Below are 13,614 nucleotides of genomic sequence, written 5' to 3' on the forward strand. Positions count from 1 at the left end.
CCGTCCGAGCAGCCGCAAGCCCCTGCGATGACGCGGACCGGCCGGGCGGCCTTGAAGGAGCCGGCCGGCCGGGCGGCGTCAGGCACCGGGCCGGGTGCCCTAGACGCCGAGGAGCGCCCGGACCGCGTCCTGCGCCGCGTCGCGCATCCGGGCGTGGAACTCGGCGTTGGCCGTGCGGTCGGTGCGCGCCTCGACGATCCGCAGGCCCTCCTTGGCCACGACCTTCGGCAGGTCGCTCAGCGACTCCAGCCGGGCGTACGGGATGCCGTGCGCCGCCGCGATCGAGGCGATGTCCACCTGGTGCGGCGTGGCGAAGACCCGCTCGAACGGCTCGGGGAACGACGCCTGCGGCAGCAGCGAGAAGATCCCGCCGCCGACATTGTTGATCACGATGATGGCCAGGTCGGGCCGCTGGTCCTGCGGTCCGATCACCAGGCCGTTCTGGTCGTGCAGGAACGCCAGGTCGCCCAGCAGGGCGTAGGCGCGGTTGCCGTGTGCCAGCGCCGCGCCCATCGCCGTCGAGATGAGGCCGTCGATGCCGCTCGCCCCGCGGTTGGCGAGGATGCGGATGCCCCGGCGCGGATGCATCGTCTGATCCAGGTCGCGGATCGGCATGCTCGCAGCCGCCAGCAGCAGCGAGCCGCCGGGAATCGTCGCGACGAGGTCACGGGCGAGCCGCGGCTCGGTCAGCTCGTCGGTGGAGTCCAGGACCGAGTCCACCGCGTTGCGCGCGATCAGGTCGGCGGTCCGCCAGGACTTCAGCCACGAGTCGTCGCCCGACACGACCGGGATCTCCGCCTCCTGCGCCACCTGCGTGGCCGACCGCACCGGGTCCGGCCAGCGCGCCAGCGACGGGGAGACCACGACGTGCTGCTCGGCACGGCGCAGGAACGACAGCAGCGGACGGGACAGGCCCGGTTTGCCGAGCGTGACGACGACGTCCGGGTGGTGCCGGTCGACGAACTCCGGGACGCCGAGCAGGAAGTGGTGCGCCGAGAGGGCGTGGTCACCGTAGCGGGCGTTGCCGTTCGGCTCGGCCAGCACGGGCCAGCCCGCCATCGACGCCGCGGCGACATAGCGCTTGACGTTCACCGCTCCGTCGCCGACGACGAGGACGCCGCGGCGGGTCGGGGGCACGTGCAGCACCGAGCCGGGCGTCGCCGCGCGCACCTTGGTCCAGGCGCCGTTGACGTCGCCTTCCAGCGGCTCGCACCAGTCCTCGTCCCCGTCGGGGATCAGCGGCTCGCGGAACGCGAGGTTCAGGTGGACCGGGCCCGGGTCGGGCTCCAGCGCGGCGTGCCAGGCGCGGCTGGCGAGCGACCGCCAGTACGCCACCATCCCGGGGCGCTCCTCAGGCACGCCGACCTCACAGCTCCAGCGCGCCGCCGTGCCGTACAGCTTGACCTGGTCGATCGTCTGGTTGGCGCCGGTGTAGCGCATCTCCGGCGGCCGGTCGGCCGTCAGGATCAGCAGCGGCACCCCCGACTCGTGCGCCTCGACGACGGCCGGGTGGAAGTTCGCGGCGGCCGTCCCCGACGTGCAGATCACGGCGACCGGGCGGCCGCTGCGCTTGGCGATGCCCAGCGCCAGGAACGACGCCGACCGCTCGTCGATCCGCACGTGCAGCCGGATCTTCGACTGCTGGTACAGCGCCAGCGCCAGCGGCGCGGACCGCGAGCCGGGGGCCAGCACGGCGTCGGTCATCCCGCAGCGCATCAACTCGTCGACCAGCACGGTCGCCAGCGCGGTCGCCGGGTTCATCGCACGCCCTCGGCATCCGTCACCAGCGGAGCGCCGCCCAGCTCACGCTGCGCCTCGGCCGCCCGGCGCCGCCACGCCTCTCCGTCGACCTCGTACCGCCGCAGGGCGTCCTCGTCGACCTCGGGGCGGCGTACGTCGATCGCGCCGTCGGTCACCGTGAGCGGGTCGGCAACGACGTCGCCCTCCAGCAGCGAGAGGGTTCCCAGCCCGCAGGCGTACGGCAGTTCGGGCAGCGCGGCGGCCAGCGCGGCGCCCGCGGCGAGCCCGACGGAGGTCTCGACCGCGCTGGAGACGACCACGGGCAGCCCGCACGCCTCGGCCACGCGCAGTGCGGCGCGCACCCCGCCCAGGGGCTGCACCTTGAGCACGACGACGTCGGCGGCCTCGGCCGCCCGGACCCGCAGCGGGTCCTCGGCGCGGCGGATCGACTCGTCGGCGGCGATCGGCGTCTCGACGCGGCGGCGCACGGCGGCGAGCTCGTCCAGCGTCGCGCAGGGTTGCTCGGCGTACTCGAGCTCGCCGAGGCGCCGCAGCACGCGGACGGCGGTGTCGACGTCCCAGGCGCCGTTCGCGTCCACCCGGACCTTTCCGCCGGGGCCGAGCGCGTCGCGGACCGCCTCGACCCGCGCCAGGTCGTCCGCCTCGGTCTGCCCGGGCTCGGCGACCTTCACCTTGGCCGTACGGCAGCCGGACGCGCCGGCGATCCGGTGGGCGGTCTCGGCGTCCACCGCCGGAACCGTGACGTTCACCGGGATGCGGGAACGCAACGGCGCCGGCCATCCGTCATGTGCCGCCTCCCGTGCCGCGGCGAGCCAGCGAGCGCACTCCTTCGGGCCGTACTCCGGAAAGGGGGAGAACTCCCCCCATCCGGCGGGGCCTCGCACCAGCAGCCCCTCTCGCCGTGTCACCCTGCGGAACCGCGTGCGCATCGGGATGGCGAACACGCGCAATGGCCTGACCCCCCTGTCCAAAGACGCTGTTTCCCGCCTTACCTTAGGGCCGCGCGTCCGCCGCCCGTGCACGGGCCGGTCAGTAATACCAGGGGAAACGGGACCAGTCGGGGGCGCGCTTCTCCAGGAAGGAGTCGCGGCCCTCGGCGGCCTCGTCGGTCATGTACGCCAGCCGGGTCGCCTCACCGGCGAAGACCTGCTGGCCGACCAGCCCGTCGTCGATGAGGTTGAAGGAGTACTTCAGCATCCGCTGTGCGGTCGGGCTCTTGCCGTTGATCTTCCGGGCCCACTCCAGCGCGGTCCGCTCCAGCTCGGCGTGCGGTACGACGGCGTTGACCATGCCCATGCGGTGCGCGGCCTCGGCGTCGTACGTGTCGCCCAGGAAGAAGATCTCCCGCGCGAACTTCTGCCCCACCTGCCGGGCGAGGTACGCCGAGCCGAACCCGCCGTCGAAGCTGGCGACGTCCGCGTCGGTCTGCTTGAACCGCGCGTGCTCGCGGCTGGCCAGGGTCAGGTCCGCGACGACGTGCAGGCTGTGCCCGCCGCCGGCCGCCCAGCCGGGGACGACGCAGATCACGACCTTGGGCATGAACCGGATCAGCCGCTGCACCTCCAGGATGTGCAGCCGTCCCGCGCGGGCGGGGTCGATGGTGTCGGCCGTCTCGCCCTCGGCGTACCGGTAGCCGTCCCGGCCGCGGATCCGCTGGTCGCCGCCCGAGCAGAACGCCCACCCGCCGTCCTTGGGCGACGGGCCGTTGCCGGTGAGCAGCACGCACCCGACGTCGCTGGACATCCGGGCGTGGTCGAGCGCGCGGTAGAGCTCGTCGACGGTGTTCGGCCGGAACGCGTTGCGCACCTCGGGCCGGTCGAACGCGATGCGCACCGTGCCCTGGTCGACCGCCCGGTGGTACGTGATGTCGGTGAAGTCGAAGCCCTCGACCGCCTTCCACGCGTCCGGGTCGAACAGCTCGGAGACCATGCGGTGTTCCTTTCCAGCCCGCCGGCGGCCCGCTGCCTGTCGGCGCCCGCTCTATTCAAGCGCGTCGGCGGCATGGCCCCGCAGGCGGCGTCCCCCGGGGTCGTCGTTCCCGAGGCCCCGAACCGACTGCTCTCGAAGCGCCGTCCTTTACATAGTAATTTGAAGAATTGATCAGGCTAGGCTGGTCGGCGTCATGAGCCGAAGCCTGCACGCCGTCATCCTGCCGCCCGGGCCCCTGCTGTTCCGCCGCCTGGAGGCGGCGCTCGACGGCAGCGGCCCGGCGATCTGCCCCCTCTCCCCCGACCTGCCCGCCCCGGCCCTGACCCGGCTGCTCGACGTCCTCCGCCCCTCCCGGGTGGAGACCGAGGACGGGACGCGACGGTACGACTGCGGCAGCGACTGCGCGCCCGGCCCTGCCGTGGCCGACGACACGGCCGTGCTGATCGCCACCTCCGGGTCGACCGGCACCCCGAAGGTCGTGGAGCTGTCGGCGACCGCGCTGCGGCACTCCGCCTCGGCGACGCTGGCGCGGGTCGGCGCGGAGCCCGGCGACCGCTGGCTGTGCTGCGTGCCGACCAGTCACATCGCGGGTATCCAGGTGCTCGTACGCTCCCTGGTCGCGGGCACCGACCCGGTGATACACCCGCGCTTCGACGTGTCGCGGATCGCCGGCGCCGGCGCGGCCCACGTCTCGGTCGTGCCGACCCAGCTCCGGCGCCTCGTCGACGCCGGCGTCGACCTGAGCGGCTTCCGGTCGATCCTGCTCGGCGGGGCGGCGCCGCCGCCCGACCTGGTGGCGACGGCGCGCTCGCGCGGCGGCCGGGTCTTCACGACGTACGGGATGAGCGAGACCTGCGGCGGCTGCGTGTACGACGGCGTGCCCCTCGACGGCGTGTCCGTGGAGATCGGCGCCGACGGGCGCATCCGGCTGGCCGGGCCGGTGCTGTTCGGCGGCTACCGGCTGCGGCCCGAGCTGACCGCCGCCGTACGGGACGGCGCCTGGTTCGTCACGCAGGACCTGGGCGTGATCGAGGACGGCCGGCTGCGCGTGCGGGGCCGGGCCGACGACGTCATCGTCACCGGCGGCGAGAAGGTCGTGGCCGGCGAGGTCGCGGCGGTTCTGGCCCGTCATCCCGGCGTACGGGACGTCGCCGTCGTCGGGCGGAGCGATCCCGAGTGGGGCCAGCGCGTGACGGCCGTCGTGGTCCCCGGCGAGGAGCCGCCGGACCTGGAGGAGCTCCGCGCCTGGGTGCGCGCGGAGCTCCCCGCGTACGCGGCGCCGCGTCAGGTCGAACTCGTCGGGGAACTGCCGATGCTCCCCTCCGGAAAGCCCGACCTGGAGCGGCTGCGCCGGGCCTGAGGTCCCCTAGAGCCGGTAGAAATCCGTGTAGTGGTTCGGCGAGAACCAGGTCGTGCCGGTGCTGCGGTTGACGACGATCCGGTAGGCGTCGCGCGCGGCGCCCTTGGCCCGGGAGTAGACGTCGTACTCGTAGTAGGTGGCGCCGCTGGGCAGCTCGCCCTCACGGTTGTAGAACTGCCCGCCGGTGTAGTTGTACTTGCCGTCCGGCCAGGAGTACCACCCGCTGGACGTCGGGTAGCCCTTGGAGGCCCAGATGGAGTCGGCCGAGCGGGCGTCGGCGCAGCGCGAGATCGTGCAGGAGCTGTAGACGGACGCGTCGGCGTGGGTGATGCCGACCACGCCGGCCAGGGACGCGGTCGCCGCGACGGCGACGGCGATCCGGGCCGACCGGGTGGAGCGAGTGCGTTGGCGGGTGTGCACGGAGCCTCCTTGTCAGGGGGACGGACACTCGCCATGATCAGACCTGTCAGGACCTCGATGAAGGCCCGAATCGCCAAAAAATGGTGAATTCTTCCACTGATCGGCGTGACCCGACCGGGCCGTACCGCGGCTCAGCGGCCCTGCGGTTCTGAGAGAATCCGTGGTCGTGGTGGTACGCCCTGCATTCGTCCTCTTGGCGTTGATCGCCGCCGCGGGTTGCGCGAGTCAGCGCCATCCGCAGGCGCGGCCGAGCGCCTCCCTGGTGATCCCGACGCCCTCGCCCTCCCCCACCGGCAGGCCGCACCTCGCCCGGCCCGGCGCGGAGTGCGGCCAGGTCACCACCGTGACCGGCGGCCGCGCCACGGTCCAGGTCGTACGCGGACGGACCACCTGCGTCGAGGCGATCCGGGTCTTCGAGAAGTACAACGACCCCGACACTCCCGCGGAGGGCACGGCGGGCCTGGTGGTCATCGGGCACTGGACCTGCGGCACGAAGGGCACGATCACCACCTGCGCGTCGAAGATCGCGACGATCCGGACCCATCCATGACCGCGCAGCCGACGACCCTCACACCGAGTGAGGTCGGTCACACTCCGCAACGAGCCTCCGGCGAGGCTTCCCGCAGGTGAGGCAGGGGGCTGATAGCCTGTCCGGCCGGCGGGCGAGGGGGACTTTGCCGTACCCGGGCGCGTGCACACGTGAAAGTTTTCGCTCTGCGGGAACAACCCGGACGCAATCGCGCGTTTCCGATAGTGCGCGCGCAAGCAGACGACATACGTCCCGTACCGCTAGGACATCGAAGGGAGGGAGGTGTCCTCATGCCGCGAACCGCTGCTGCGACCATGCCCGCAGGGCCGACGCCTTTCGAGGAGCTTCTCGACCGGGGCCGCTCTCAGGGGCACCTCTCACTGGACGAGGTGCGTGCTGCCTTCCACGAAGCCGGCATCACCCCCACGCAGGGTCGCTCCATCATTCGTGAGCTGACCGACGCCGGAGTCCGGCTGGCCAGTGAGGACAAGACCGAGGCCGCGTCCACCAAGAAGGGTACGGCCACTGTCAAGAAGGCCAGGCCCGCCCGCGCCAAGAGCAGGACCACCGCCAAGGCGAAGGCCGCCAAGGCCGAGACCGAGGCGCCGCAGGCCGAGACCGCGACCGACCCCGACACCATGGACGTTCCCGCCACCGAGCTCGAGTCCGACGACTACGAGGTCGACGCCCCCACCGACCTGGACGACCAGTCCTCGGTCATGGGCGACTCGGTGCACACCTACCTCAAGGCGATCGGCCGCCGGCAGCTGCTCACCGCGGCGCAGGAGGTCGAGCTCGCCAAGCGCATCGAGGCCGGGCTCTACGCCGAGCACAAGCTGGAGACCGAGACCGGGCTCTCCGAGAGCGACCGCGAGGACCTCGAGCTCGTCGCCGAGGACGGGCGCCGGGCCAAGGCCCACATGCTGGAGGCGAACCTGCGGCTCGTCGTGTCGGTGGCCAAGAAGTACGCCGACCGCGGCCTGTCGCTGCTCGACGTGGTGCAGGAGGGCAACCTCGGCCTGATCCGCGCGGTGGAGAAGTTCGACTACACCAAGGGTTACAAGTTCTCCACGTACGCGATGTGGTGGATCCGGCAGGCCATCCAGCGTGGCTTCGCCGACTCCGCCCGCACCATCCGGCTGCCCGTGCACGTCCTGGAGATGCTGAGCAAGCTCAGCCGGGTCGAACGGGACATGCACCAGCGTCTGGGCCGCGAGCCCACTCCGGAGGAGCTGGCCGTGGAGCTCGATAAGAGCCCCGCCCAGGTCCAGGAGCTGCTGCGGACCAGCCGCCAGCCGATCAGCCTGGACTCGACGATCGGCGAGGACGGCGAGACGCGCATCGGCGACCTCATCGAGGACACCGACAGCCCCGAGGCCTCCGAGCTGGTCGACCGCCAGCTGATGGCCGACCAGCTGCGCCGCGCGCTGTCCGTGCTCTCGCCGCGCGAAGAGAAGATCATGGCGATGCGGTTCGGGCTGTACGACGGCACGCCCCGCACGCTCGACGAGATCGGCAAGCACCTCGGGCTGACCCGTGAGCGGATCCGCCAGCTCGAGAAGGAGTCGCTGTCCAAGCTGCGGCACCCGAGCAACGCCCAGCCGCTGCTCGACTTCGCCAGCTGAGCGGACGGAGCCGACCGTACGAAGGCCCGCCGGGAGCACCCGCTCCCGGCGGGCCTTCGCCTTTTCCCCTCTACGGCACGAGCACCGGGCGGCCGCGCAGGCCGCCCTTCTCCAGGAGCCGGTGGGCGGTCGCCGCCTCGGTGAGCGGGAACGTCCCCGCCACCCTCGTCGTGAGCCGCCCCTCGGCCGCGAGCAGCGCCAGCTCGCCCAGGCGCGGTCCGTCCGCGCGGATCCACACGTTGACGACCCGGGTGCCCCGCAACGCCGGCGGGGCCGCGCCGCCGACGACGGCCGCGAACGCGCCGCCGCCCCGTACGGCCTCCAGCGCGGGCAGGCCGACGACGGCGGCGTCGAGCGCGGCGTCGACGCCGCCCGGCACGGCCGAGCGGACGGCCGCCGACAACTCCCGGGTCCGGGGCACGAAGATCTCGGCCCCCAGGCGGCGCACGAGATCCTCGTCCCCCTCCCCCGCGACCGCGACGACGCGGATCCCGCGCAGCGCGGCCAGTTCGGTGGCGAACCCGCCGACGGCACCGGCGGCGCCCGTGATCAAGAGGGTCTGGCCGGCGCGGAGGCCGAGGCGGTCCAGGGCCTGGTCGGCGGTGAGGACGTTCAGCGGGAGCGTGGCCGCCTCCTCCGGGGACAGCCCCGCCGGCGCCGGCGCCACGGCGTCCACGTCGAGGACGACCTGGTCGGCGTGGGTGCCCAGGGGGAGGTCGAGGCGGTCGGACAGCCCGATCACCTCCTCCCCCGGCGCGAACCGGGCCACTCCGGGACCGGTCGCCTCGACCACCCCGGCGACGTCCCAGCCGAGACCGGTCACCTCGCGCGCCGCCATGATCCCGCCCTGGACCAGGAGTCCGGCGCGGGTCGCGACGTCGACAGGGTTGACCGCGGCGGCGCGGACCCGGACGCGCACCTGGCCGGGGCCCGGTTCGGGAACCGGGACATCGGCGAGCTCCAGGGCCTCCGGGCCCCCGTAGGAACGAACGACGACCGCGCGCATGGCGTAGTCCCTCCTGTATGCCGGTATCGGGTACACGGGAAACCTACGGATTGCTACTCTCCATCGGGAAGTACGCACCTGGAAGTGCGTAGGGAACCCGAGGGAGCGCCATGCCCACGCAGACCGCCGCGCAGCGACGGGCCGAGGCCCGCGCCGCCTACGACGCCTACCTCGCCACCTGCCCCGCCCGTGAGCTGCTGGACCGGATCAGCGACAAGTGGGTCACCCTCATCCTCAACGCGCTGGCCGACGGCCCGCGGCGCTACAGCGACCTGGGGCGGACGATCGCGGGCGTGAGCCAGAAGATGCTCACGCAGACCCTGCGGGCCCTCGAACGGGACGGCATGGTCACCCGGAGCGTCACCCCGTCGGTGCCGGTCCGCGTCGACTACGAGCTGACCCCGCTCGGTGTGAGCCTGCTGCCGCTCGTCCAGGCGGTGAAACAGTGGGCCGAGGCCCACATCGCCGCGGTCCACACCGCCCGCGCGTCCTATGACGCGGCGGCCGGGGAGTCGTCGTAACGCCCCGTCACCGAGCTTCGGCGTGACGCTGGAAGAGCTCCAGGAGGCTACGCGCGCCGGACATGAGATTCTTCAGGATGTCCACCGACTCCCGCGCCGCGGCCGCGGCGCGGTCGAACATCGCGGTCTCGTAGTCCCTGACCGCAGTGGCCAGGTCGGCCCGGCCCCTGGCCAGGGCCAGGCCGAGTTCGGCGGCGTCGAGCATGGCCAGGTTGGCGCCCTCTCCGACCGGCGGCATCAGGTGCGCGGCGTCGCCGAGCAGCGTGACGCCGGGGACGTGCGTCCAGGTCAGGCCGACCGGCAGCATCGTGATCGGACGGGGCACGAAGGGGTCTTCGCACGCCTCGATCAGCGCGGCGCACTGCGGCGTCCAGTCGGCGAACAGCTCCATCAAGGCCACGCGAGCCCGCTTCGGGTCGTCGAAGGGGATGCCGCAGCCGTTCAGCCAGCCGTCGGGGGTGTGGAAGCCCAGGTGAACGCGGACCCGGCCGTCGCCGTTGCGCTGAGCCGTCAGGGACCGGTCCGGGCCGAGGACCCAGTAGTTGCCGCGCCCCACCATGGCCGCGAGCTCGGGATGCGTACGGTCGATGTCCGGGATTCCGCTCTCCACGGTGTTCAGGCCGGCGTGGAACGGAAGGGCGTCGGTGAGCAGGGGGCGGACGCGAGAGCGACCCCCGTCCGCGCCGACGAGCAGGTCGCAGTCGACGGTGCCGCCGTCGGCGAAGTGCAGCCGGTGCCCGCCGCCGGGCAACGTGGTCGCGCGCTCGAACGCGCGTCCCCACACGATGGCGTCCTGCGGGATGGAGCCGATCAGCAGGTCCCGTAGGTCGGCGCGGTCGATCTCCGGCCGGTCCATCGGGGCGTCATCGGCAGTGTCCTCCTGGAGCAGCAGGGTGCCGTCGGGCTCCAGCAGGCGCAGGTCCTGACCCTCGCGGCGGGCGACGGACAGGAACTCCTCCAGCAGTCCGGCCTCGCGGAGGGCGCGCTGTCCGGTCTCGACACGCAGGTCGAGCGAGCCTCCCTGGGGCCGCGCGGCGCGGGAGGCGTCGCGCTCGTAGACCACGGCGTTCATTCCGTGGACGTGGAGGACGCGGGCGAGGGTCAGCCCGCCGGGGCCTCCTCCCACGATCGCGATCCGGGCGTCTTCGAGGGGAACGTTCACGGGGTCTCCGATCCTTCACGATCAATACGATGTATCGAACGATACAGCGTATCGACCGATCGCGTGTATCGTTTCACCCGCGGACGACAGTCGACGAGATGGCGAGGCCCGATGGCGAGACGACGAGGCTCCGATGGCGAACCCACGCTGGTCTGGGAGCGCCCCGAGCCGCCGAGCCGGCCGGCGCCGAGCCCGCTGAGCAGAGACCGGATCGTCGAGACCGCGATCCGGCTGGCGGACGCCGAGGGGCTCGAGGCGGTGTCACTGCGCAAGGTCGCCGCCGAGCTCGGCGCGGGCCCGATGCGGCTCTACGGTTACCTGTCCGCCAAAGAGGAGTTGCTGGACCTCATGGTGGACGCGGTGTACGGCGAGATCCCCCTGCCCGCGCCGGACTGCGACAGGCGCGCGGCACTGCGTTCCCTCGCACACGGGCTACGGCGGGCCGCCCGGCGCCACGAGTGGTTCGCCGACCTGCTCGGGGGACGGCCGCACCTCGGTCCCTGCGCACTGGCCTACCTGGAGGCGTCACTGGCCGCGCTGGACGGCAGCCCCGGATTCGCCGACATCGATGCCGTCATGCAGGCGACCCGCACGGTGAACGCCTATGTGGTCGGAGCGGTCCGGGAGGAGATCATCGAGTCGCGCGCCGAACGCGCCACCGGCCTGGACGAGCCACGGTGGCAGGCCGCGATCGGCCCGTACATCGAGAGGGCGCTGGCCACCGGGCGCTATCCCTCGCTGGCCAGGGCGATCCGGGACAGCACGCACCTCGACGCGGAGACCGCGTTCGACACCGGCCTCGAACAGGTGCTCGACGGCATCGGCGCCCGGCCGCCCGCCCCGTGACGCCCCGCCGAGCCCGATGCCCCTCGGCCGAGCCCGGCGTCCTCGCCGGGCTTGATGCGCCTCGGCCGAGCTTGATGCGCCTGGGCCGGAAACGGGCGCCCTTCGCCGGGCGAACCGGGCGTCCGGTCCATGTCATCCTGCGCGGCTCGCCGTCCGACGGTCCCGGGTCCTCTCCGCGGCGCTCGCGGCCGTGAGTGCCTCGTCGTAGCGGCGGAGGACGACCCGGGCCAGGGCGTCGTGCACGCCCAGCGGCGGCGCGACCGCGTCGGCGCCCGCGGCGAGCAGGCGGTCGTGGAAATGGCCGGGCGCGAGCAGGTAGGAGGCGACCGCGACGCGGCGGGCGCCCCGGGCCCGCAGGTCCCGGACGACCTCGGCGAGATCGGGTCCCGCCCCGGCCGCCAGGCCGTACGCCACGGGGCGGCGCAGGCGGCGGCCCAGCAGGCGGGCGGCGGAGGCCGCGTCGGCGATTCCCTGGGGGTCGGAGGTGCCGGCCGCGCCCAGTACGACCGCGTCCGCGTGCCGGTCCCGGCCCAGCCGGTCGGTCAGCGCGCCGGCCAGCAGCGGGTGCGGCCCCAGGGGCCGGGCGACCGTGGCGTACGGGCCGACGCGGCCGGGGATGTCCACCAGCGTGTGGTAGCCGCGGCCGAGCATCAGCGGGACCGCCACGACCGGCCCGCTCCCGGTGGGAAGCGCGGCGAGGGCGTCTTCCAGGGAGGGCTCGGTGATCTCGGCGTACGACTCGGCGACGGTCAGGCCAGGGCGCAGAGCGCGAAGCCGTTCGAGGAGGGCGCGGATGACGGCGACTCCGGCCGGGTCGCGGGTGCCGTGTCCGACCGCGAGCAGCGTCACACCGCCTCCGGGGCGCCGGTGAGCCGGGCAGGCCCGGGACGGACGGGATCGCAGGCCAGCCGGTAACCGCGCTTGACCACGGTCTCGACGAGCCCGCCCCGGCCGAGGCCGCGGCGCAGCCGCGCGACCGCCATCTCCACGGCGTGCTCGTCCGGATGCGGGCGGCCCGGGGTCGCGCCGCCCGGCAGAGTCCGGCTCGGCAGCACGGTGCACAGTTCGGCGCGGGAGACCACGTGGCCGGGCCGGCGGGCGAGGGCGCGGAGGATCGCCATGGGCGCGGGCGCGATCGGCTTGAGCTGCCCGTCGATGACCACGGCGTGTCCGCGCAGCTCGAGGGCGTGACCGGCCACGGCGACCCGGCTGGACCGCCGGACGGGCAGCTCGGCCGCGAGCGTCCGGACGAGCGCGCCGAGGCGGGCGCGCTCGGGACGCACCGTCGCCACGTCCCGCTCCTCCAGCGGCGCGGCGGTCACCGATCCGACGCACGCGGCGACCACCTGCGTGCGCAGCGCCTCCAGCAGCGGATCCTCGAGGTTGTCGTCGGCCGCGACGGCCAGGGTGGCGGACACCGCCGGGGCGCTCGTGAAGGTGATCGCGTCGATGGTGCCGGCCACCGCCTGCCCGACGAGCCTGCGCAGCGGCGTCGGGTCGTCGGTGCGGGCCCAGCGGTACACCGGGACCTCCACGACGTCGGCGCCCGCGCGCCGCAGCGTGCCGGTGAGGTGCGGCGTCGGATCGCCGTACAGCTGAACGGCGATCCGGCGTCCCCGGAGGTCCTCCTCCAGGAGATGGCGCAGGACCTCGTCGCAGTTCTCCGACTCGGGCGACCACGCCTCGGCCATCCCGGCGGCGCGCACGGCGCCCTTGGCCTTCGGCCCGCGGGCCAGGATGCGCACGTCGCCCAGGCGCTTGATCAGGTCGTCCCGCAACCCCCAGCCGTCGGCCGTCTCCAGCCAGGCCCGGAAGCCGATCCCGGTCGTGACGATCACGTCGTCGACCGGGTCCGCGAGGATCTCGCGGGTGGCCGCCAGCAGCTCGGCGTCGTCGGCGAGCGGCACCAGCCGAATCGCGGGGGCGTACACCACGCGCGCGCCCTTGCGCTCCAGCAGCGCCGTCAGCTCCTCGTGCCGCCGCGCCGCCGTGACGCCCACGGTGAATCCGGCCAGGGGCGTGTCCTTCACGACTCGGCCACCTCCACGCGGTGGCCGGCGCGCCGTATCCGGAACACCGGCACGGACACGGCCGGGTCGTCCAGGCAGCGCCCCGTCGTCAGGTCGAACACCTGCTTGTACATCGGGGAGGCCACGGTGGGCAGGCCATCACGGGTTCCGACGATCCCCCAGGCCAGGACGTTCGCGCCGCTGAACGGGTCGTGGCCGGACAGGGCGTAGAGCGCGCCGTCATAGGTGCGGAAGATCGCGACCTGCCGATCGCCGACCAGCGCGCAGACGCCACGCTCGGGCTGCAGGTCGTCGTAGTCGCAGACGGTCGTCCACCGGGTCTCGGTCAGCGTGCCGGTGCCCGCGGGCGCCGACGCCAGGGTCTCGGTCAACGGATTCTCCTTTCACTCCGCCCGCCCGGCGGCTGCCCGCGGGCCGGCGACGCG

Annotated in this window: 14 protein-coding genes; 5 read left to right on the plus strand and 9 right to left on the minus strand. The window is 73.5% G+C overall.

Annotation, left to right across the window (positions count from 1 at the left end; translation table 11 throughout):
• Nucleotides 1-99 precede the first annotated feature (99 nt).
• The 3 genes from menD to NE234_RS17425 are packed head-to-tail and all read right to left on the minus strand — an operon-like array spanning nucleotide 100 to nucleotide 3,690.
• Nucleotides 100-1,761: a 2-succinyl-5-enolpyruvyl-6-hydroxy-3-cyclohexene-1-carboxylic-acid synthase gene (menD, locus tag NE234_RS17415; RefSeq protein WP_252781353.1), complete on the minus strand. Its 1,662-nt coding sequence runs from the start codon at nucleotides 1,759-1,761 to the stop codon at nucleotides 100-102.
• Entirely contained in the window at nucleotides 1,758-2,732 is a 975-nt protein-coding gene (locus NE234_RS17420) for an o-succinylbenzoate synthase (RefSeq protein ID WP_305886698.1), read from the minus strand. Before NE234_RS17420 ends, menD begins: the two co-directional genes overlap by 4 nt.
• Nucleotides 2,733-2,790: 58 nt before the next feature.
• A complete protein-coding gene (locus tag NE234_RS17425) occupies nucleotides 2,791-3,690 on the minus strand; it encodes a 1,4-dihydroxy-2-naphthoyl-CoA synthase (RefSeq protein ID WP_252781354.1) in 900 nt (299 codons plus the stop codon).
• 193 nt (nucleotides 3,691-3,883) lie between these two features.
• Here NE234_RS17425 and NE234_RS17430 point away from each other — a divergent pair, with 193 nt between their 5' ends.
• Nucleotides 3,884-5,050 (plus strand): AMP-binding protein, encoded by a 1,167-nt coding sequence (locus NE234_RS17430; protein ID WP_252781355.1) that lies wholly within the window; start codon nucleotides 3,884-3,886, stop codon nucleotides 5,048-5,050.
• A 6-nt stretch (nucleotides 5,051-5,056) separates the two neighbouring features.
• On the opposite strand, the gene NE234_RS17435 is transcribed toward NE234_RS17430, so the two are convergent.
• Nucleotides 5,057-5,470: a ribonuclease domain-containing protein gene (locus NE234_RS17435; protein ID WP_252781356.1), complete on the minus strand. Its 414-nt coding sequence runs from the start codon at nucleotides 5,468-5,470 to the stop codon at nucleotides 5,057-5,059.
• A 166-nt stretch (nucleotides 5,471-5,636) separates the two neighbouring features.
• Between NE234_RS17435 and NE234_RS17440 the strand changes: the two genes are divergently transcribed.
• Both NE234_RS17440 and NE234_RS17445 read left to right on the plus strand, forming a co-directional pair.
• The gene (locus NE234_RS17440) at nucleotides 5,637-6,020 is read left to right on the plus strand and encodes a hypothetical protein (RefSeq protein ID WP_252781357.1); all 384 of its coding nucleotides are present in this window, start codon (nucleotides 5,637-5,639) and stop codon (nucleotides 6,018-6,020) included.
• A gap of 269 nt (nucleotides 6,021-6,289) precedes the next feature.
• Nucleotides 6,290-7,624, plus strand: a complete 1,335-nt coding sequence (locus tag NE234_RS17445; protein WP_252781358.1) for an RNA polymerase sigma factor — start codon at nucleotides 6,290-6,292, stop codon at nucleotides 7,622-7,624.
• Between the two features lie 70 nt (nucleotides 7,625-7,694).
• Here the strand turns inward: NE234_RS17445 and NE234_RS17450 are convergent, their stop codons facing one another.
• Complete coding sequence (locus tag NE234_RS17450) at nucleotides 7,695-8,630, minus strand: NADP-dependent oxidoreductase (protein ID WP_252781359.1); 936 nt, start codon at nucleotides 8,628-8,630, stop codon at nucleotides 7,695-7,697.
• A gap of 110 nt (nucleotides 8,631-8,740) precedes the next feature.
• Between NE234_RS17450 and NE234_RS17455 the strand changes: the two genes are divergently transcribed.
• Nucleotides 8,741-9,151 (plus strand): winged helix-turn-helix transcriptional regulator, encoded by a 411-nt coding sequence (locus tag NE234_RS17455; RefSeq protein WP_252781360.1) that lies wholly within the window; start codon nucleotides 8,741-8,743, stop codon nucleotides 9,149-9,151.
• 7 nt (nucleotides 9,152-9,158) lie between these two features.
• On the opposite strand, the gene NE234_RS45360 is transcribed toward NE234_RS17455, so the two are convergent.
• A complete protein-coding gene (locus tag NE234_RS45360) occupies nucleotides 9,159-10,313 on the minus strand; it encodes an FAD-dependent oxidoreductase (protein ID WP_252781361.1) in 1,155 nt (384 codons plus the stop codon).
• Nucleotides 10,314-10,424: 111 nt separating this feature from the next.
• On the opposite strand from NE234_RS45360, the gene NE234_RS17465 reads away from it, so the two are divergent.
• Entirely contained in the window at nucleotides 10,425-11,159 is a 735-nt protein-coding gene (locus NE234_RS17465; protein WP_252781362.1) for a TetR/AcrR family transcriptional regulator, read from the plus strand.
• Between the two features lie 132 nt (nucleotides 11,160-11,291).
• On the opposite strand, the gene NE234_RS17470 is transcribed toward NE234_RS17465, so the two are convergent.
• The 3 genes from NE234_RS17470 to nirD are packed head-to-tail and all read right to left on the minus strand — an operon-like array spanning nucleotide 11,292 to nucleotide 13,560.
• A complete protein-coding gene (locus tag NE234_RS17470) occupies nucleotides 11,292-12,008 on the minus strand; it encodes a sirohydrochlorin chelatase (protein WP_252781363.1) in 717 nt (238 codons plus the stop codon).
• Entirely contained in the window at nucleotides 12,005-13,189 is a 1,185-nt protein-coding gene (locus NE234_RS17475; protein ID WP_252781364.1) for a uroporphyrinogen-III synthase, read from the minus strand. Before NE234_RS17475 ends, NE234_RS17470 begins: the two co-directional genes overlap by 4 nt.
• Nucleotides 13,186-13,560: a nitrite reductase small subunit NirD gene (gene nirD, locus NE234_RS17480; RefSeq protein ID WP_252781365.1), complete on the minus strand. Its 375-nt coding sequence runs from the start codon at nucleotides 13,558-13,560 to the stop codon at nucleotides 13,186-13,188. The genes NE234_RS17475 and nirD overlap by 4 nt, the downstream gene beginning before the upstream one ends.
• Between the last annotated feature and the right edge of the window lie 54 nt (nucleotides 13,561-13,614).

The sequence above is a fragment of the Actinoallomurus rhizosphaericola genome (assembly GCF_024055675.1).
In the GTDB taxonomy this organism is placed as follows: domain Bacteria; phylum Actinomycetota; class Actinomycetes; order Streptosporangiales; family Streptosporangiaceae; genus Actinoallomurus; species Actinoallomurus soli.